Genomic DNA, 17,791 nt, shown 5'->3' with positions numbered 1-17,791 from the left:
TGACTCCCTTCTCGAACGCACAACTTGGGCCCTACCATCGTGATCCGGCGGCCCCGGCTGGAAAGCACTGCGCTTCTATCGTAAAAGAGCGCCCCACGCGACTGACCGCCCCTTCTCGCTCTCCCGAGTCTGCTCTCATGATATCTCCCCTCACCAAACTCTGGACGCTGTGCCGACGCGAGATCCGGCGAGTTGAAGTGCAGAGCCGCCACGCCCAGGCAGCCCGCCCCGAGGATGCCATCGACTGGACCACCATGGGCGTGCTGACCCTGGCCGCTTTGATCCTGGCGATTCTCGAGTACTACGGCTCCTCCACGCACTGGAAGAGCCTGGAGATCTTCCTGACTCCATTCTCCGACGACCCCGCGGCCGCACTGAGCGCGGTCTTCACCAATCGCGAGTACGGACGCCTCGCACGCCTCACCTACTGGAGCGCGACCACCTTCATCGGGTACTTCGTCGTGCCCGCGTTGTTCGTAAAGCTGATCATGCGTCGCAACCTCAGCGATTTTGGCATGAAGCTCAGCGGCGCGATGAAGCACTGGAAGATCTACGTCGGACTCTACCTGGTGGTCTTGCCCTTTGTGATTGCCGTAGCCTTCCATCCAAGTTTCCAGCGCACCTACCCCTTCTATCAGGCCGCCGATCGCAGCCTGCTTGACTTCTTCGCCTGGCAGCTTGTCTACGCCGCCCAGTTCTTCGCGTTAGAATTCTTCTATCGAGGCTTTCTGATTCACGGGCTCAAAAACCGCCTCGGGATTTACGCGCTCTTCGTCTCGGCGATCCCCTACTGCATGATCCACTTTGGCAAACCTCTACCCGAGACGGTGGGCGCCATTCTGGCCGGCGTGGCGCTGGGCGGACTCTCCCTCTACACCCGCTCGATCTGGATGGGCGTGGCAATCCATGTTTCTGTGGCTATGACCATGGATATCACCTCCCTGGCCATCCAGAACCGACTCCCCTTCTGAATCCCGGCGGCCCGCAAAAAGCGCCCCACAACAATAAGCGCGGCGCTTTCTGCGCCGCGCTCCCATCTTTTCCCGCCTAGTTCAGACGCCGAAACACCCCGACCACCGGCCCCAGCACCAAGGTCTCGCGCGCATCCTCCTCGTGCACGTAAATCGGCTCCATGCTCTCGTTCGACGGCTGAAGTCGGATTTTACCGGGCTCCCGGAACAGGCGCTTCACTGTCGCCTCCCCGTCGACCATCGCCGCCACGATCACGCCGTCGCGCACATCACTCTGCTTACGCACGAAGATGTAATCCCCATCGAAGATGCCGTCCTCGATCATGCTCTCGCCCTTAACCTTCAGGGCAAAGAGATCCGGATGGCGGCCCAATAACCCCTCCCCGATCGCGACCATCTCTTCGGTCTGCTCAATCGCCGAAATCGGCAGCCCGGCGGCGATACGCCCAACCACCGGGACCTGATGCACCGACTGGTCCGGCTCCATCGCCGCATCCACCTCTCCGGGCGCCCCACCGCTGAGATCAAAAACATCGCCATTGGGCCAGTACAGCGGCTTGAGCGTACGCGACTTGGCATCTTCCCGAGAAAGGTACCCCTTCTTCTCAAGCGCCTTGAGATGATCGTTGACCCCGTTGGTCGAACGGATCCCCAGCTTATCTCCGAGCTCACGAATCGTGGGCGGATACCCCACCGTCTGAATATGCTCGGCGATCAACTCCAATACCTTGGCTTGACGGCTTGTCAGCTTGGTCATCGGCTTCATGGTCGGCCTCGTCCCTGGCCAGCTTACCCTCATTCATACGCCTGGGGCCTTGCCAGCGTTATGGTGAATGTGCCTCTTTTCGGGCAACGATACAGCCCAGACTACTGAACACGTGTGTTCAGGTCAATCAAAGCTGAACACTCATACAGACAAAACAAGCACTCGCCCTTAAAACACCTGCACCTACCATCAGGATGCAGCCGGGATCCTCCCGCCAATGGTGGGCCGCTCCCCTTTGTGAAGGGCCGTGTTTGACACTTCGCGAGATGCCGTGTTAGGCACTCAGCCGGACTGAAATGCGTCGCCCTTTAACGCGATGCAGGCCTCCTTTTTATACCCCGAGGCCACCTGGATGTTCACCCCGTGCACATGAGCGCGCTCCATGGAAATTGCAAATTACTTACCCTTGATCTTGCTGGTGCTGGTGGCCGTCGGCGTCGTCGGCGCCATCATCTTTCTGGCGGAGTTTTTCGGGCCCAAAAACCCGACCCGCGAGAAGCTGATGCCCTACGAGTCGGGTTCCGACCCGCTCTCCGAGCCCCAAGCCTCACGCTTCAGCGTGAAGTTCTACATGGTGGCCATCAGCTTCATCCTCTTCGACCTGGAAACGGTCTTCGTCATCCCGTGGGCGATGAGCTGGCGCGAGAGCGCCGCGCTCGGTCACGGCTTCTACTCTTTTGCAGTCATGGCACTCTTTCTGACGATCCTCACCATCGGTCTCGTCTATGAGTGGAGCCAAGGGGGTCTCGAATGGGACTAGAACATCAACTTCCTGAAGTCATCACCACCCGCCTTGAAAGCGCGGTGGGCTGGGCGCGCAAGCACTCGCTCTTCCAGTACCCCTTTGTCACGGCCTGCTGTGGCATGGAGTACATGGCCACGGCGGCGGCTCGCTACGACATCTCGCGCTTCGGTGCGGAGATCCCGCGTTTTTCGCCGCGCCAGGCCGACCTGCTCTGGGTGGTAGGTACCGTCAACCACAAACTCGCGCCTTTCCTGCGCCGTATTTACGAGCAGATGGCCGAGCCCAAGTGGGTGATCTCCTTTGGGGTCTGTGCCTCCACCGGTGGCTTCTACGACAACTACGCCACGGTCCAGGGCATCGATAAAATCATCCCGGTCGACATGTACATCCCGGGCTGCCCGCCGCGGCCCGAGCAGGTGCTCGACGGTCTTCTCAAACTTCAGGAGAAGATCCAGAACGAGCCCTGGGATAAGTACGCCTACGAAGAGAAGCGCCGCCGACGCCTGGCCGAAGGCATCGAAGAGGAGCCGACCTTCCTGGAGCGCTTCGGTACCAAGGTCTAAACCGGCCTTGCACCAGCACATCGGGACCGTATAACCCGGTCGACCCTCTGTTTTTGGAGCGCTTCGGCGCTCCCCCTTTTGGACTCTGAAATGGCCAAAAAACTCATCGATTTTGTCAAAAAGCACTTCGGCGACGAAGTCCTTGACTCGCATTCGCGTCTGGGCAACGACACCGTGGTCGTGGAGCGCAAGCGCCTGCCCGAGATCATCGAGCGGCTGCGCGATGATGACGCCACGCAGATGAACATGCTGCGCGCGATCACCTGCGTGGACTACCTCCACCGTGAACCGCGCTTTGAGGTGGTCTACATCCTCTACAGCATCGCCAAAAAGCACATGCTCACCGTGCGGGTGGTCGTCAGCGAAGATGACTGCAACGTGCCCACCATTGAGCATCTCTATGGCGCGGCAGCCTGGATGGAGCGCGAGGTCTGGGATATGTACGGCGTCACCTTCGAAGGTCACCCCGATCTGCGCCGCGTCCTCCTCTACGAAGAGTTCGAGGGGCACCCGCTGCGCAAGGACTACGCCAAACAGGCCTCCCAGCCGCGCGTGGAACTGCTCGGCAAAGAGCGCGACAGCGTCGAAGAGTTCAACCAGTACGTCAAAGGCAAGCCCTCCGAGGGCTCTCGCCAGGCCTGAAACCGCCGGCGCGCCCCTCTCCTCTTTTAAGGGTTTTGAATCATGGCCGAAGATATCTACCAGCCGATTGACCAGGACATCCACAGCGAGCCGATGATCCTCCAGATGGGTCCAAGCCACCCTGCCACCCACGGCACCGTGCGCTTCACCCTGACCATGGAAGGCGAAAAGGTCATCAAATGCGAGACCGAGGTCGGCTACCTGCACCGCGGGTTTGAGAAGGAATGTGAAGAGGCCACCTGGACTCAGGTCTTCCCCTACACGGACCGACTCAACTACGTCAGTCCCCTGCTCAACAACTTCGGCTACGCGCTGGCCGTCGAGAAGCTCCTGGGCATCGAGGTTCCGGAACGCTGCGACTGGATCCGCACGATCATGGGCGAACTCAGCCGCCTCTCCGACCACCTGACCTGCATCGGCGCCGGTGGTCTGGAACTCGGCGCGATGACCGCGTTCCTCTACGCCATCGAAGGACGCGAGCTCGTCTGGGACCTCATTGAGCAGGTCACCGGCGCGCGTCTCACCGTAAGCTACGGCCGCATCGGCGGACTCAAGGATGACCTGACCCCCGACTTCGCCGAGCGCTGGGCCTACACCCGCAAGCGTCTCATCGAAATTCACGAGACCACCCACAAGCTGCTCACGCGCAACCGTATCTTCCTCGACCGCATGGAAGGCACCGGCGTAATCACCCCCGAGATGGGCGTCTCCTACGGCTATACCGGAGTCTGCCTGCGCTCGACCGGTGTGGCCTACGACGTGCGTAAAGATCACCCCTACTTCAAGTACGGCGAAGTCGACTTCGACGTCCCCGTGGGCAAGCACGGCGACAACATGGACCGCTACCTCTGCCGTATGGAAGAGGTGGTCCAGTCGATCCGCATCATCGACCAGTGCCTGGAAAAAATGAAACCGGGCCCGATCAACACCGACGATCCCCGGGTGGCCCTTCCCAATAAAGAGAAGGTCTACAACACGATCGAGGGGATGATCTCTCACTTTAAGATCATCTTCGAAGGTGTTCAGGTCCCCGCCGGTGAAGTGTACAGCTACACCGAGGGCGGCAACGGCGAACTGGGCTTCTACATCGTGTCCAACGGCACCGGGAAGCCCTGGAAGATCCACGTTCGCTCGCCGAGCCTGATCGTGATGGGCGGCATCCACAAGCTCTTTGAAGGCGGCCTTCTCGCGGACATCATCCCCACCTTCGACACCATCAATATGATCGGTGGCGAGTGCGATAAGTAATTATGGAGCGTGGTTCAGCGCGCCCTACCCTGATGAGGGGCGCGCCCACCCCTGGAGTAGTCAAATGCCAAAAGTCACCATCAACGGGACCGAGATCGAGGTCGAGAAAGGGACCACCATCCTGCGCGCTGCCGCTCAGGCTGGCTATGAAGTGCCCCACTTCTGCTACCACCCCGCGCTCTCGATCCCGGCCAACTGCCGTATGTGTCTGGTCGAAGTCGAAGGCTCCTGGAAGCTGCAGCCCTCGTGCTACTCCCAGGTCAGCGACGGGATGGTTGTCAACACCAAGAGCGAGCGGGTGATCAAGGCCCAGAAAGCCGTTCTGGAGTTCATCCTGATCAACCACCCGGTCGACTGCCCGATCTGCGACCAGGCCGGTGAGTGCAAGCTCCAGGATTACTACATGGCCTACGACGCGCAGGAATCTCGTCTGCGCACCGAGAAGACCGCCAAAGTCAAAGTCTTCCCGATCGGCCCGGAGGTCCTCTACGATGGCGAGCGCTGCATTCTATGCACCCGCTGCGTGCGCTTCTGCGAAGAGATCACCGGCACCAACGAGCTCACCGTCGTGCAGCGTGGTGACGCCGCCGAGATCCGCCCCTTCCCCGGGCGCACTCTCGACAACCCCTATTCGGTGTGCACGGCCGACATCTGCCCGGTGGGCGCGCTGACCTCGCGGGACTTCCGCTTTAAGTGCCGCGTCTGGCTGCTGAGCTCTACCGATAGCGTCTGCACCGGCTGCTCCAACGGATGCAACATCCACCTGGAGCACTTCCGCAACGAAGTGCAGCGCTACCGTCCGCGCTTCAATCCGGAGGTCAACGACTACTGGATGTGCGATGCCGGTCGCCTGACCTACAAAGCCATTCACGCCGACCGCCTGGTGCGTCCGATGAGCAACGGCGCCGAACTCAACTGGCACGGGGTCTGCGGCACCGCCGCCGACAAGCTGGCCCGGGCTAAAGAAGACTCCGGAACCATCGGATTTGTGCTCAGCCCCCAGGCCAGCTGCGAAGACCTCCACCTGGCCCGACGCTTTGCCACCGAAGTGCTCGGTGCGAATCGACTCTACGTGGGCGGTAACCCCGACGGCTTCGAGGACGACTTCCTCATCAAAGCCGACAAGAACCCCAACCGCCGCGGGCTGGCCACGATCTTCGCCGGCACCGGCGAGTTGCTCGGCTTCGAGGCATTGATCAAAGACATGGAGAGCGGCGCGGTCAAGTCGCTCTACATGATGGAAACGCAGATCCCGGTCGACGGAGACGCCCGTGAGCGTTTCCTGGCGGCGGTCGACAAGCTCGACCTCTTCGTTCTGCAGTCTCAGCACCACGGTGAGTTGTCCACCCGGGCGCATATCGCCCTGCCGGCCTGCTCCCATGCCGAGACCGAAGGCACCTTTGTGAACTTCGACGGCGTCGCCCAGGAGTTTGAGCGTGCCTTCGCGCCCCATGGCGAGTCGCTGCCGCACTGGCAGATCTTCATGCGCCTGGCCCGCGCCATGGATCACAAACTCACCTACACCTTCGTCCATCAGATCCGAAAGGAGATGTTCGAGGGCTCGGCGGCCACCGAAGAGGCGTCTCAGTCTCCTGCTGAGTAATGGAATCGAGCCCTGTTCAAGGCCCTGCTCGTCGTTGAAAGGATGGAATCATCATGATGGTCGAAGTGCTCATTAGCATCGCCAAGATCTTCGTCATCGTCCTGGGGTTTGTCATGGCCGTCGCCGGCCTGCTGACACTCCTGGGCGACCGCAAGCAGTCGTCGAAGATCCAAAACCGCGTGGGACCGAACCAGGCCAAGATCCTGGGCATCGGGATTCTGGGTATCCCCCACTTCCTGGCCGACGGTCTCAAGCTGGTGCTCAAGGAAAACATTACGCCGGCCGGGGCCAACCGCTTCTTGCACACGCTGGCACCGACCCTGGTGCTGGCACCGGCGCTGATCGGCTGGGCGGTGATCCCCTTTATGGATCACTTCTGCACCGGCTCGATCCAAACCACCACCGAGTACACCGAGATCTGCGTGGGGGGAGACTGGAAGAACTACTTCTCCATCATGCATCTCAACGCCGGCCTGCTCTTCGCGTTTGCCATTGCCGCCATCTCGGTCTACGGCGCCGCCATCGCCGGGTGGGCATCCAACAGCAAGTACAGCCTCCTGGGCGGCCTGCGCTCCTCGGCTCAGATGATCTCTTACGAGGTTTCCATGGGGCTGAGCCTGGCTGGCGTCCTCCTGATCTACGGCACCCTGGACCTCAACGAGATGGCCCGCATGCAGGGCTACCTGCTCTGGGACTGGCTGCCGATGTGGGGCGTGGTGGTTCAGCCGCTGGCCTTCTTCCTCTTCTTTTTGGCCGGTATGGCCGAGACCAAGCGTGCGCCCTTCGACCTGCCCGAGGGCGAGTCTGAGATTGTGGCCGGGTACCTCACCGAGTACTCCACGATGAAGTTCGCGATGATGCAGCTGGCGGAGTACGCCGCCACCGTGTTCATCGCCGCGCTCATCGCCGTGATCTTCCTCGGCGGCTGGCAGGTGCCCTTCATCTACGGTGATGGCATCCGCATCTTCGACAACCACTGGGTGCCCTTCGGTGAGCAGGCCTGGTACTGGATCTCGATCTTCCTGCGCATCGGCGCGATGGTCTTCAAGATCCTGCTGCTCGTCTGGCTGCAGTTCATGATGCGCTGGACCCTGCCGCGCTTCCGCTACGACCAGGTCATGACGCTGGGTTGGAAGATTCTGCTCCCGCTGAGCATTGCCAACCTCTTTGTCACCGCGCTGATCGTCACCCTGCTTTAATCCAAGCGCCGGGGCTCCACCGCAGCCCTGGCCTTTCGCCGCCTGAACCGAGGTCGTATATGGCCACCGTGAACGTTAAAGTCATCGATCGCCAGCCGCAGTCGCTCTGGGAGAAAACCTACATCCCCGAGATTATCCGCGGCCTTGCGGTGACCACCGGTCACTTCTTTCGCAACCTCAACCCCAACCACGAAAAGCGCACGATCTTCACGCGCAACTACCCCGAAGAGCCCACGATCTATCCGGAGCGCTACCGGGGACTGCATCGCCTGATGCTTCGTGATGACGGGCAGGTGCGTTGTGTCGCGTGCATGTGCTGCTCGACCATCTGCCCGGCCGACTGCATCCACATCGAAGCCGGCGAGCATGACGATCCGACCATCGAGAAGTACCCGGCGGTCTTTGTCATCGACGAGCTGCGCTGCATCGTCTGCGGTCTCTGCGTGGAGGCCTGTCCCTGCGACGCGATCCGCATGGACTCGGGCACGCATATCCCGCCGTATGGCGCCCGCGAAGACGCGTTCTACAACCGCGACCTGCTCATGAGCCGGGGCGGTCTCTCCATGGCCGCTCAGGGCGGCAAACGCTGAAGAGGCTTTGATGTCCCCAGGGACACCGAACACACAGCCGCAGAGGCCGCATCGCGCAGGCCCGCTCCTCGGGGCGGGCCTGCTCCTTTTGGCCGGAGGCCTGAGCGTCGCCGCTCAACTCTACACCGATTCCGCCCGCCCCTCCGATGACGATTGGCAGGCCGCGGCTGCCTATGTAGTCGACACTGCCGACGCCAGCGATGCCATTCGGGTGGAACCCACCTGGTCGGAGAGCGCGCTGGTACACCTGGGCCCGGTGGGCAATCTCCTGCACCGCCAGCATCGCCCTCAACCCGAAGATTTTCAGTCCATCGAGCGTGTGTGGGTGATCGCCGACGCGTCGCGGGGCGACGACGGTCTTCACCGTCTTCCGCCACAGACCCGGCTCACCGACACTCAGAACTTCGGGCGAGTCACGGTGCGGGCCTACGAACTCGCTGACTGGGTCGATCTGGGCCCCTCCCTTCTCGATCGGCTGCCTGAGGCCCGCGTTCGCCATATAAAAGCCGACGGCAGCCCCCGCACCACCTGCCAACGTTGGGATAAACGACGGCAGCGCTGGATCTGTCCGGGCGGTGACTTCGTGGGCCGGGACCTCAAGGAAGTGGGTGATGATCCGCGGCGTTGCGTACGCGCCCACGCGCTGGCCGACGGAGCCATCCTGCAAGTGAGCTACCCCGGAGAGGTCTTACTCGGGGAGGCCCCCGCCACCGAGCGCTGGTTGCGGCTGCGCGGCGGACTCGATCTCCGTGGCGCTCGCCATGAGCACTCTAAGCCCATGTCTTTCCGTCTGCTGGTCGATGGAGAAGAGAAGGTCGCGCAGCCCATCACCCGATTCGATTCCACCTGGTGGGCCCATACAATCGACCTGAGCGGCGTCTCCCCACAGAGCGAAGTCGTGCTCGAGGTTCGCGCCGAGCCGCCGGCAAGCGCCCGCCAGTTCTGCTTCAACGGCTGGGTCATTAACACGGAGCAGGCCGAGCTTCTCAGAGATCATAGCGGAAGCGTTGAATCGAGCTCTTCGAATTGATCTCGATCTGCGCCTTGCGGCTCTTGTCGCCGGCTCGCAACTCAATGGTGTAGCGCCCCGGCCTCAGGGTCGTCTGGAAGGGAGTCTCCCCGACCTTCTGACCCTCGACAAAGATAGCGGCTGTCGGCTGAGAAGAGATGGCCACGATCTGGCCGTCGGCGTGTCGCCAGGCGGTCGGGGCGGCCGAATTCTGCGGGGCCTCCTCGCCGGCCTGAGCCCCTTCGGTGACCGGGGAAGCATCGTCACCGTCGGCGATGAAAAGGTAGCCCGCGGTGAGAAACGCCGCCACCAGTCCCAGCATCAATAAGGAGAAGCCTCCGATGATCGCCACCGATGCCCCGGTCGAGCGTCCTTTTTCGGCGGGCTCCATCTCAAGCTGCTCCACCGCCCCACTGGCCTGCGTAAGCCCCGGGGCGTTGCGCGGCTGAACCGGCTCCTCCCCTGTATCCTTCGCCGTGAGCCGGGGGCCGGCGGTGGTAACCCCGTGCTTCTCAAACCCGAAGAGCTGCTCGGTGGGACGGGCCATATCCAGCCCCCGGAGCTGACGCACCATAATGGAGAGTTCCCGGGTACCGATCACCTCATCGGAGGTACGCAGGTACGTCTGAAGCGCCCGCTGCATCGTCGCCGCGTTGGCAAAACGAGCTTCGCGATCTTTACTCATCGCTCGGGCAATGATCCGCGCCAGTGCCTCGGGAACATCGTTGCGATAGGTCCGGATGTCGGGTGGATCTTCGCTCAGGATTTTGGAGACCGCGGTAAGCTCTTCACCAAAGGGCTTAATACCGGTCAGCAGCTCGTAGAAAAGCACGCCGACCGAGAAAATGTCTGCCCGCCAGTCCAGCGCTGTGCCCTCGATTTGTTCGGGCGCCATGTAGGCGAACTTGCCCTTGACCGCTCCGGACTCGGTCTTGGTGGTATTGAGCGACGCCTTCGCCACGCCAAAGTCCACCAGCTTGACCACCCCATCATTGGAGATCAGCGCGTTTTGTGGCGAGATATCGCGATGGATCAGCCCCACATGGTTGCCGTCGCGATCCACAAAATCGTGCGCGTAATCGAGCGCCTCCAAGAGGTCGGAGATGATCCGCACGCTGTAGCCAATCGGGATCGCCGATCCCCGTTCTCTCAGCGCTCGGTGGAGCTGCGCGAGATTCAGGCCATCGATGAACTCCATGGCGATGAAATACTCGCCATCGAACTCCCCGAGTTCGAAGACCTGACCAATGTTAGGGTGGGTGAGGTGCGCGACCATGCGCGCCTCATCGAGAAACATCTCGGCCACCTGCCCCTGCTGGGCCAGGTGCGGGAGGATCCTCTTGATCACCAGCTCTTTGTTGAACCCGCCCGGGCCGCGCTGTTCCGCCAACCAGATCTCGGCCATACCACCGGTGGCGATATGGCGGATGAGGGTGTACTTGCCGAATGTCGTGTCGGCGTGCATGGCCGCCGGACCCTTGATTGTGGTCGTCATCAGGAAAGACTCCTTGGGGGCACCTGAAGCCAAGACGGTATGAGAGAGCGCCTCGCCAGGCAAGAGCGTCGCGCGCTCTCCGCCCCCCGACAGGGCAAAAAACTTGGCCCCGCACCTCCCTGACCTACACTGCCCTGGCACCCGCGACGATCCACCGTCGAGGGCCCACGGATGGCCCCTTCGGCGTGTGGCCAGCATATGTTCGGCAGCGACAGAACATGGAGTTCAGAGATGGTATTCAGATCGTGGCAATCGACCCTCGGGGTATTCGCGCTGGCGGTGACGGGCCTGGGATGCGCGACCACGACCAGCGCCCCCTTTCATATGTACGCCTCCCCCATGCTCGAAGACGAACTCAGCCCGCCCATCGCCCGCGGGCTCCCCGGCGGCGATGCGTCCGCCCCGGGCGTGTTGCCCACCCAGGTCTACGTCTACCGCAGCCACAGCTCGCCGACGAGCACAGCTGCACCGCGGCGCAGCCGTCCGGCGGTGGGCCGCGCCCCGATGGACACGATCACCCCTGCGGCGCGTCCGGCGCTGGCCAGCTATCGGCCAACCGCCGCATCGACCGGGGCGGCGACCACCCCGCACCAGAGCGCCTCAGAGGTGACCCCACCGACGCCCGCCCCGACCGGCGAGGGCTCATTGGCGGCGGCCTACGTCCACGCGGTCTTTGCGCTCAACGGAGTCGCCTTTAGCGAGGCGGCCGCCGCCAGCGTGCCGGAACTCTACCGGGCCTGCCGTGCTGAGGGGAAGGTCTACCACTCCAGCCGCCCGGCCGTTGGCGATATGGTCTTCTTTCACAACACCTACGACGCCAACGAAGACCAACGCAATAACGATTGGTACACCCTGGTCGGCATCGTCGAGGCCCACAACGCCGCCGGGACAACCAGCGTGCTGGCCTACCTGGACGAGGGAGTGCGGCGAGTGCAGCTGAACCTGGAGCAGGTCGACAGCAAAGAGGTGGAGGGTGAGGCGGCCAACAGCATGCTTCGCCCCCCGCAGGCCGAAGATCCTCCCTTTACCCAGCACCTGGCCGGTCAACTCTTTGCCGGGTTCTGTAACGCGCTTGGGGAGCGTGATGAGCTGATGGTCGTCGACAACTGGCAGCCGGGCATGACCCTAGAGCCGTGAAGCCGGAGGGGATGATGCCAGATACGCCGGTGTGGATCGCTTTGGACTGAGCAGGCAAAGCTCGCCGAGCGCCCAATCACCCTCCAGCCTGGCCAGCCCTCCCTGTTGCAATAGCTCGCAGAGCGCCGCCGGTCCGAAGGGACCCAGCGCCAGGGTGATGTGCGGTGTCCAGTACGCCGCGCTGTAGAAGGGGTGTAGTCGGTATCCCGCCGCGTTCAGACGCCGGTTGATGGCCTGAAAATAGCGGTCGAGTGCCGGATCGCGCACCACCCCTAAAAAGAGCACTTGCCGGGGGCGCGCAAACACTCCCAGTGCGCTGGTGCGAATGGCCGGGCGCGCCACACTCAGCGGCTCGTGCAGAAGCGCCTCCAGCGCCAGGGGATGCTCGGACTCCACGATCTGAAACGAGAGATGAGGCACCCGCACCGCTCGGGGAATCACGTCGGGGATCAGCGCTTCGGCGTGATCCCAGAAGGTGGCAATCCGGGCGCTGAGTTCGCCTGAGAGTTGTGCGGCTACCGCATACATCGCGACCTCGGAGGTTCGAGGGAATCACGCCGGCCGCTGCTCACCAGTCGCCGGCGCCCTGCTGCGTGACGCACCCTCGATCTTAGTCGCCGGGGCCCTCTCACCAACTCACGGCCCCTCCCCTCCCCGAGTCACGGGCTCTCGGGGGCTGTTAAGACCTCCCCCCGCCGCCTAGGCAGCCCCATGTAGGCATCGAAACGAGCCCTCCCGAGCGCTCCCGGCCTGTTGTAGACCCGATCCAGACTCCTGTGCTGGCGAGTCCGGACCGCCGGGTTCACAGACGCCCCGGACCGGGGGAATAGCCCGGGCCTCTCATCCGTGGTTTAGCTGACGCCGCGATTCCATTGTGATTGTAAGATGTTAACCGGACTAAAAGCCCTTCTGAGCTTGCCGCAGGCGCCTGCGCCCCTAATTTGGCCGTGAACGGGCCTTCCGCCCCGCTTTACCCTGGCGAGCTGGCGGCTTGACAAGGCAGGCCCCCCGTTGCGAGGTTCTGCCCCCCTTCGGGTCATCTTCAGAGCGTCTTTTCGGCGCCGGTGTCCGGAACGCCCGGACGACCTGAGCCCTATCAACATCATCCGTTGAGCTTCATCCTACCCCGAGCCCCCCATGAGTAAGCGCGACTACTACGAGGTTCTTGGCGTCTCCCGAGACGTTGACGACAAAGAGCTCAAAAAGGCCTACCGCCGCCTGGCGATGCAGAATCACCCCGACCGCAACCCGGACGATGCCGAGGCCGAGGCGCGCTTCAAAGAGGCCGCCGAGGCCTACGAGGTGCTAAGCGACGCGCAGAAACGAGCCCGCTACGATCGCTTCGGTCATGAGGGCGTGCGCGGCGCCGCCGGTCCCGGCGCGGGCTTCCATTCGATGGACGATATCTTCTCGCAGTTCGGAGATATTTTCGGGGATATGTTCGGCTTTGGTGGCGGCGGCCGCCGCTCTCGAGGCGGCCCACAGCGCGGATCCGATCTTCGCGAAGACCTCAAGCTCTCTTTTAAAGAGGCGGCCTTCGGGACCAGCAAGACCATCTCGGTGGTCCGTCACGTCGACTGTGAGACCTGCTCCGGAAGCGGCGCGCGCCCGGGCACCGAGCCGGTGACCTGCTCCACCTGTCAGGGCCGCGGGCAGATCAATCACAGCCAGGGCTTCTTCACGCTGACCTCGACCTGCCCGCACTGCCAGGGCAGCGGCAAGCGCATTGAAGATCCCTGCGGCGACTGCCGCGGCTCGGGCAAGCAACGCTCCACCCGGGAGGTCAGCGTCACCATCCCGGCCGGCGTCGACACCGGGATGCGCCTGCGCCTCAGCGGTGAGGGCGAAGCCGGCAGCCGCGGCGGCCCCCCGGGAGATCTCTACGTATTTATTCACGTGGAGCCCAGCGAGGTCTTTGAACGCGATAACGAGCACCTCCATCTTCGCCAGCCGATCAGCTTTGTGCAGGCGATCCTGGGCGCCGAGATCGAGATCCCGACCCTGGAGAATAACGAAACCATCACGGTGAAGGCCGGCACTCAGTACGGCGACACCCTGGTACTCAAGAACCAGGGCCTGGCGCGCGTGCAGGGCTCGGGCCGCGGCAACCTGGTGGTCCATTTCGCCGTGGAGATCCCCTCCAAAGTATCCTCTAAGGAGCGCGAGCTCCTGGAGGGCTACGCCGAGGCCCAGGGCATCCCGGTCAAGAAGGGCGGGTTCTTCAACAAGCTCAAAGACAAGATCGGCTGATGTGTAGCCCGCCCCTCTTCCGGGCATGAAAAAAGCCCCGCGCTTGTCAGCGCGGGGCTTTTTTCATGCCTACAAACCACCGAGGTCGCCCATCCGGAGCCCCGCGCTTAGTTCGAGATATCTTCCTCTCGCCCGAGATAGGGCTCCAGCGCAGCCTGCAGAAAGAGGCGCGCCCGGTGCAGGCGGGTCTTGACCGCGCCGGTGCTCAGCTCCAGCACCGAGGCGATTTGGTCGAGGCTTAACCCCTCGATCTCGCGGAGCAAAAACACCGCCTGATACTTCGGATCAAGCTGATCGATGGCCGCCAGGATCTGGTCGCGGAGCTCCCGGTTTTCGACCGCCTCATCGCCGCGCACTCGCCAGCCCGCCGGCTCCCCGGGAGCCGAGCGCTCCAGGCGAGCACCGTCGTGAACCTCCTCCACGCTGACCTCGTTGCGCCGGCGCGCCTTGCGCAGCCGCATCAGCGCGGCGTTGACCACGATGCGGTACATCCAGCTGGAGAGCTGAGCGTCGCCGGCAAAGGTATCGAGCTTGCGATAGATATTGATAAACGCTTCCTGGACCACGTCCTGGGCGTCGGCCTCGCTCTTGGTGAGACTGAACGCCAGACGGTAGACCTTGTCGCGATGGCGCTCCACGATCTTCTCAAAGGCCGCAAAGTCGCCATCGACCGCGCGCTCAGCGAGCTGAACGTCTTCGAGGGTATCGAGCGCGTCGGCGGAGAGAGGATCGGGCATGAGCACACAGACCTTCGGGGCGAGGGCAAAGGAAGCGACCAGGAAGAGGCTATCCGCGCAGCGGATCGGAGGACGCTTATCGCGGCGACATGCCCCGGGTCAATCGCCGCTGCGATTCTTGATCAATAGTAGACGCGCGGGCCGGATCGCTTAAAGCCGCGCTCTCGTAAGCGCGGCGCGCCAGCTCGGGCTTGCCGCGCTCGGCCAGCAGTCGGGCCAGCGCCAGGTGAGCGTCGGCGCTGAGCGCTTCGATCGCCACCCGGCGTCGAGCGGCCCGCAGCTGGAGCTCTCCGTCGGCGGTCTCGGCAATCACCTGAGCGAGCTTCGGATCGTGGGGGTCGAGCTCAAAGCGCGCCCGGCGCGCCAGCCTGACCGTGGCGGCGTCGTCCAGCGCCCCGGCCCGCTCCTCAAGCAGCGCCCAGGCCGCCGCGCTATAGGGATTGAGCGAGGTGGCGGCCTCCGCGTGGACCGCGGCCTCCACCAGCGCCTCGCGTTGAGCAGCGCTGCGCGCCAGGGCCATCCGGAGCTCGGCGCTTTCTAACCCCTGATCCAGCGCCCGCCATCCGGCCTGGAGCGCCTCTTCGTCGAGTTCCAGTCCGGCCAGCGCGTGCGCCAGAATCGCTTCGACCCGCGCCCGCTCCCCCGCATCCCCGGAAGCCTCGGCCTGGCGACGGGCGGCGCGAATAAGCACCTGCGCCTGATCGGCGCGCCCCTGCATGGCGGCCAGCAGCGCGTGATACGCATCTTCCTCGGCCGCACTCAACTCTGTCAGGTCCCCTCCCCTGGCCAGCGTGCCCAGGCGCCCCCAGTCAACCACGGGCTGGGCCAGCAACGCGCTAAAGCGCCGGCGCAACCACCTGTCGAAGTCCTGATCGAGCGCGGCGCCGGACATGTCTAACACCCGGGGCGCGACCTCTTCAAAGAGCGGGGTCTGTGCAAACGCGCGCAATATCTCGTCGATCGCCTCTCGCCCCCCGATCTCGACGATGTACTCCACGGCCAGGCTGGCCAGCTGGTAGGTCACGACCACATCGCCCCCTCGGCCGGTCAAAAAGGCATCACCGAGCTCGCTGAGCGCGGGAACCCCACCATGCTGGAGGCGACGTGCGATCTCATCGTCATGAAAGCGCCGGTAGGCCGGATCGCGCTCCGCGGTCTCATACTCGGCCAGCCCCTCGGTGAACCAGCGCGGCACGCGCCCTTGGGAAACACGAATATGGTAGGCGTGCGCGATCTCGTGCCACAGGACCAGCTCCCAGTTGAAGTTGGCATCGCTCGGGCTGCGCATCAGCACCGTATCGCCAAAGCAGATGCCATGGGGATCGATCTGGGGCACGCCCACCGAACGCACCGAAAAGGTCTGAGGTTCTGGATAAATCTCCAGCATCAGGGGTTCGATCTGCACTCCATAACGCTGCGAAAACAACGCGTGCGCCTCCTCCACCACTGGCAGGCTCGCCGCACTCAGGGGACGATGCTGATCGAGGTGCGCCCGCAGGCGCAGGCCACCATCAAGCGTTTCGGTTACATAGTCGCGCAGCCCGCTCTCGTAGAGCTGCACCATATTATGAACCCGCACGTGGAAGGGATCCTGACGCGCGGCCTCCCGGAGTACAGTCAGGGCGCGCGCCTCATCGCCGGTACGGGTCAACGCCAACCCGAGTCCGGCCAGCGCCGCGGGGTGCTCGGCATCGCGCGCCAGCGCCTGCTCGAAGAACGCAACCGCTTCGTCGTGACGATTGTTCTGGGCTGCCCCCTGGGCCACCTGCACATCGAGGTCGGGAAGCTCCGCGCGGGGGCCTTCGTAGGCCTTCCTGGCCTCCGCAAAGGCATTCTCGTCGCCGGCTAGATAGGCGGATGCGGCGAGCAGACCGAGCGCCTCTGCATGGCGCGGAGCGCGTGTGAGCAGCTGTGAGACCAGGTCCCGGGTCTGCGCCCACTGCCCCAGGGTCAGCGCCAGCTCGGCCTCAAGCAGGATCAACTCCGGATGGTGCGGCGCAAGCTCCCGCCCGCTCTGGAGCGAGGCTTCGGCGCCGGGGATGTCGCCCCCGACAAAAAATGCGATCTTCGCCATGAGCCGGTGGGCGTCGGGGTGCTGAGGAGCGAGTTCCAAAACGCGCTCCAGCGAATCTTCCGCCTCGGCGTTGTTATAGCCGGCGAGCATCAACTCGGCGAAGGCCAGGTGCACATCGGGACGCTCGGGGGCCTGGCGCGCGGCCCGCCCCAGGGCCCGGTTGGCGTCGCGTAGACGCCCAATAAGGCGCATCGCGCGCGCCACGTATACCAGATCGGCGGGATCTTCGATGAGCCCGTCATTGTAGCGGGCGGCCATCGCCTCCAGCACTTGACGCGCCTCCGGACGGGCGCCCCGATCCCAGAGCATGCGCCCCAGCGCAAAGCGAACCTCCATGCTCTGCGGCTGCTCGGCCAGGAGCGAGCGCAGCAACGCTTCGGCATCGTCCCAGTCGCCGGCAAACCACTGCAAATTCGCCAGCGCCGCGCCCGCCCGGGCGCGGGCTGGCTCATCCGGAGCGCGTTCAAACGCCCGGGCGGCCATGGTCCGCGCGCCCGCATCGTCTCCCTCCCAGCGCGCAAAACGCGCTCGCACCAGCAGGGAGTCGGCATCGTCGTGGGAGCGCGCCAGGACCCTGGCCTCCGCCAGGCGTCCCTCATCAAAGGCCAGACGCGCCGAGCGCTTCTGCACTGACGGGGATTCCGGGCCGATAGAGAGCTGGGCTCGAGCTTCCGGAACCGTGAGCGTCAGGATGGAAAGCGCAAGCCCTCCCACCGCCAGGGCCGCCAGCAGGCGCTGTGGGCGATTCATCGTCTCACCTCC

The 17,791-nt window shown here is 63.6% G+C and carries 16 protein-coding genes; 11 read left to right on the top strand and 5 right to left on the bottom strand.

The window, feature by feature from the left end; genetic code table 11:
• Positions 1-137 precede the first annotated feature (137 nt).
• Positions 138-971, top strand: coding sequence for a type II CAAX endopeptidase family protein (locus DL240_RS12430; protein WP_111730223.1), 834 nt, complete (start codon positions 138-140; stop codon positions 969-971).
• Positions 972-1,047: 76 nt separating this feature from the next.
• On the opposite strand, the gene lexA is transcribed toward DL240_RS12430, so the two are convergent.
• Positions 1,048-1,737 carry a transcriptional repressor LexA gene (gene lexA, locus DL240_RS12425; RefSeq protein WP_199589805.1) on the bottom strand — a complete coding sequence of 230 codons (690 nt, stop codon included), beginning with the start codon at positions 1,735-1,737 and terminating at the stop codon, positions 1,048-1,050.
• Positions 1,738-2,119: 382 nt separating this feature from the next.
• On the opposite strand from lexA, the gene DL240_RS12420 reads away from it, so the two are divergent.
• The 8 genes from DL240_RS12420 (at position 2,120) to DL240_RS12385 (ending at position 9,357) form a co-directional block, all read left to right on the top strand.
• Entirely contained in the window at positions 2,120-2,497 is a 378-nt protein-coding gene (locus tag DL240_RS12420) for an NADH-quinone oxidoreductase subunit A (protein ID WP_111730222.1), read from the top strand.
• Positions 2,488-3,045, top strand: a complete 558-nt coding sequence (locus tag DL240_RS12415; protein WP_111730221.1) for an NADH-quinone oxidoreductase subunit B — start codon at positions 2,488-2,490, stop codon at positions 3,043-3,045. Before DL240_RS12420 ends, DL240_RS12415 begins: the two co-directional genes overlap by 10 nt.
• 90 nt (positions 3,046-3,135) lie before the next feature.
• Positions 3,136-3,687, top strand: coding sequence for an NADH-quinone oxidoreductase subunit C (locus DL240_RS12410; RefSeq protein WP_111730220.1), 552 nt, complete (start codon positions 3,136-3,138; stop codon positions 3,685-3,687).
• Between the two features lie 42 nt (positions 3,688-3,729).
• Positions 3,730-4,935 (top strand): NADH dehydrogenase (quinone) subunit D, encoded by a 1,206-nt coding sequence (gene nuoD / locus DL240_RS12405; RefSeq protein ID WP_111730219.1) that lies wholly within the window; start codon positions 3,730-3,732, stop codon positions 4,933-4,935.
• A gap of 64 nt (positions 4,936-4,999) precedes the next feature.
• The gene (locus DL240_RS12400; protein ID WP_111730218.1) at positions 5,000-6,538 is read left to right on the top strand and encodes an NADH-quinone oxidoreductase subunit G; all 1,539 of its coding nucleotides are present in this window, start codon (positions 5,000-5,002) and stop codon (positions 6,536-6,538) included.
• A gap of 53 nt (positions 6,539-6,591) precedes the next feature.
• Positions 6,592-7,737 carry a complex I subunit 1/NuoH family protein gene (locus DL240_RS12395; protein ID WP_111730217.1) on the top strand — a complete coding sequence of 382 codons (1,146 nt, stop codon included), beginning with the start codon at positions 6,592-6,594 and terminating at the stop codon, positions 7,735-7,737.
• A 59-nt stretch (positions 7,738-7,796) separates the two neighbouring features.
• Positions 7,797-8,327, top strand: a complete 531-nt coding sequence (locus tag DL240_RS12390) for a NuoI/complex I 23 kDa subunit family protein (RefSeq protein WP_111730216.1) — start codon at positions 7,797-7,799, stop codon at positions 8,325-8,327.
• Between the two features lie 10 nt (positions 8,328-8,337).
• Positions 8,338-9,357 carry a hypothetical protein gene (locus tag DL240_RS12385; RefSeq protein WP_111730215.1) on the top strand — a complete coding sequence of 340 codons (1,020 nt, stop codon included), beginning with the start codon at positions 8,338-8,340 and terminating at the stop codon, positions 9,355-9,357.
• Here the strand turns inward: DL240_RS12385 and DL240_RS12380 are convergent.
• Positions 9,314-10,831, bottom strand: a complete 1,518-nt coding sequence (locus DL240_RS12380; RefSeq protein ID WP_158542529.1) for a serine/threonine protein kinase — start codon at positions 10,829-10,831, stop codon at positions 9,314-9,316. The two genes, DL240_RS12385 and DL240_RS12380, sit on opposite strands and share 44 nt — an antisense overlap.
• A 231-nt stretch (positions 10,832-11,062) precedes the next feature.
• On the opposite strand from DL240_RS12380, the gene DL240_RS12375 reads away from it, so the two are divergent.
• Positions 11,063-11,968 carry a hypothetical protein gene (locus DL240_RS12375; RefSeq protein WP_111730213.1) on the top strand — a complete coding sequence of 302 codons (906 nt, stop codon included), beginning with the start codon at positions 11,063-11,065 and terminating at the stop codon, positions 11,966-11,968.
• Here the strand turns inward: DL240_RS12375 and DL240_RS12370 are convergent.
• Positions 11,957-12,496, bottom strand: a complete 540-nt coding sequence (locus DL240_RS12370; protein ID WP_111730212.1) for a 2'-5' RNA ligase family protein — start codon at positions 12,494-12,496, stop codon at positions 11,957-11,959. The two genes, DL240_RS12375 and DL240_RS12370, sit on opposite strands and share 12 nt — an antisense overlap.
• A 609-nt stretch (positions 12,497-13,105) precedes the next feature.
• Between DL240_RS12370 and dnaJ the strand changes: the two genes are divergently transcribed.
• Complete coding sequence (gene dnaJ / locus DL240_RS12365; RefSeq protein WP_111730211.1) at positions 13,106-14,218, top strand: molecular chaperone DnaJ; 1,113 nt, start codon at positions 13,106-13,108, stop codon at positions 14,216-14,218.
• Positions 14,219-14,325: 107 nt separating this feature from the next.
• Here dnaJ and DL240_RS12360 read toward each other — a convergent pair whose 3' ends face one another.
• Together DL240_RS12360 and DL240_RS12355 are read right to left on the bottom strand one after the other, a co-directional pair.
• Positions 14,326-14,955, bottom strand: coding sequence for an RNA polymerase sigma factor (locus DL240_RS12360; RefSeq protein WP_111730210.1), 630 nt, complete (start codon positions 14,953-14,955; stop codon positions 14,326-14,328).
• A gap of 76 nt (positions 14,956-15,031) precedes the next feature.
• A complete protein-coding gene (locus tag DL240_RS12355) occupies positions 15,032-17,779 on the bottom strand; it encodes a tetratricopeptide repeat protein (RefSeq protein ID WP_111730209.1) in 2,748 nt (915 codons plus the stop codon).
• Positions 17,780-17,791: the final 12 nt, after the last annotated feature.

Origin of the sequence: Lujinxingia litoralis (assembly GCF_003260125.1) — a bacterium.
Classification (GTDB): domain Bacteria; phylum Myxococcota_A; class Bradymonadia; order Bradymonadales; family Bradymonadaceae; genus Lujinxingia; species Lujinxingia litoralis.
This window is presented reverse-complemented; position numbering and strand designations above follow the sequence as displayed.

What these genes read in the sequence shown, in the direction of transcription:
- DL240_RS12430 (WP_111730223.1), top strand. Translation starts at nt 138, where the DNA reads ATGATATCTCCCCTCACCAAACTCTGGACGCTGTGCCGACGCGAGATC.
- lexA (WP_199589805.1), bottom strand. Translation starts at nt 1,737, where the DNA reads ATGAAGCCGATGACCAAGCTGACAAGCCGTCAAGCCAAGGTATTGGAG.
- DL240_RS12420 (WP_111730222.1), top strand. Translation starts at nt 2,120, where the DNA reads ATGGAAATTGCAAATTACTTACCCTTGATCTTGCTGGTGCTGGTGGCC.
- DL240_RS12415 (WP_111730221.1), top strand. Translation starts at nt 2,488, where the DNA reads ATGGGACTAGAACATCAACTTCCTGAAGTCATCACCACCCGCCTTGAA.
- DL240_RS12410 (WP_111730220.1), top strand. Translation starts at nt 3,136, where the DNA reads ATGGCCAAAAAACTCATCGATTTTGTCAAAAAGCACTTCGGCGACGAA.
- nuoD (WP_111730219.1), top strand. Translation starts at nt 3,730, where the DNA reads ATGGCCGAAGATATCTACCAGCCGATTGACCAGGACATCCACAGCGAG.
- DL240_RS12400 (WP_111730218.1), top strand. Translation starts at nt 5,000, where the DNA reads ATGCCAAAAGTCACCATCAACGGGACCGAGATCGAGGTCGAGAAAGGG.
- DL240_RS12395 (WP_111730217.1), top strand. Translation starts at nt 6,592, where the DNA reads ATGATGGTCGAAGTGCTCATTAGCATCGCCAAGATCTTCGTCATCGTC.
- DL240_RS12390 (WP_111730216.1), top strand. Translation starts at nt 7,797, where the DNA reads ATGGCCACCGTGAACGTTAAAGTCATCGATCGCCAGCCGCAGTCGCTC.
- DL240_RS12385 (WP_111730215.1), top strand. Translation starts at nt 8,338, where the DNA reads ATGTCCCCAGGGACACCGAACACACAGCCGCAGAGGCCGCATCGCGCA.
- DL240_RS12380 (WP_158542529.1), bottom strand. Translation starts at nt 10,831, where the DNA reads ATGACGACCACAATCAAGGGTCCGGCGGCCATGCACGCCGACACGACA.
- DL240_RS12375 (WP_111730213.1), top strand. Translation starts at nt 11,063, where the DNA reads ATGGTATTCAGATCGTGGCAATCGACCCTCGGGGTATTCGCGCTGGCG.
- DL240_RS12370 (WP_111730212.1), bottom strand. Translation starts at nt 12,496, where the DNA reads ATGTATGCGGTAGCCGCACAACTCTCAGGCGAACTCAGCGCCCGGATT.
- dnaJ (WP_111730211.1), top strand. Translation starts at nt 13,106, where the DNA reads ATGAGTAAGCGCGACTACTACGAGGTTCTTGGCGTCTCCCGAGACGTT.
- DL240_RS12360 (WP_111730210.1), bottom strand. Translation starts at nt 14,955, where the DNA reads ATGCCCGATCCTCTCTCCGCCGACGCGCTCGATACCCTCGAAGACGTT.
- DL240_RS12355 (WP_111730209.1), bottom strand. Translation starts at nt 17,779, where the DNA reads ATGAATCGCCCACAGCGCCTGCTGGCGGCCCTGGCGGTGGGAGGGCTT.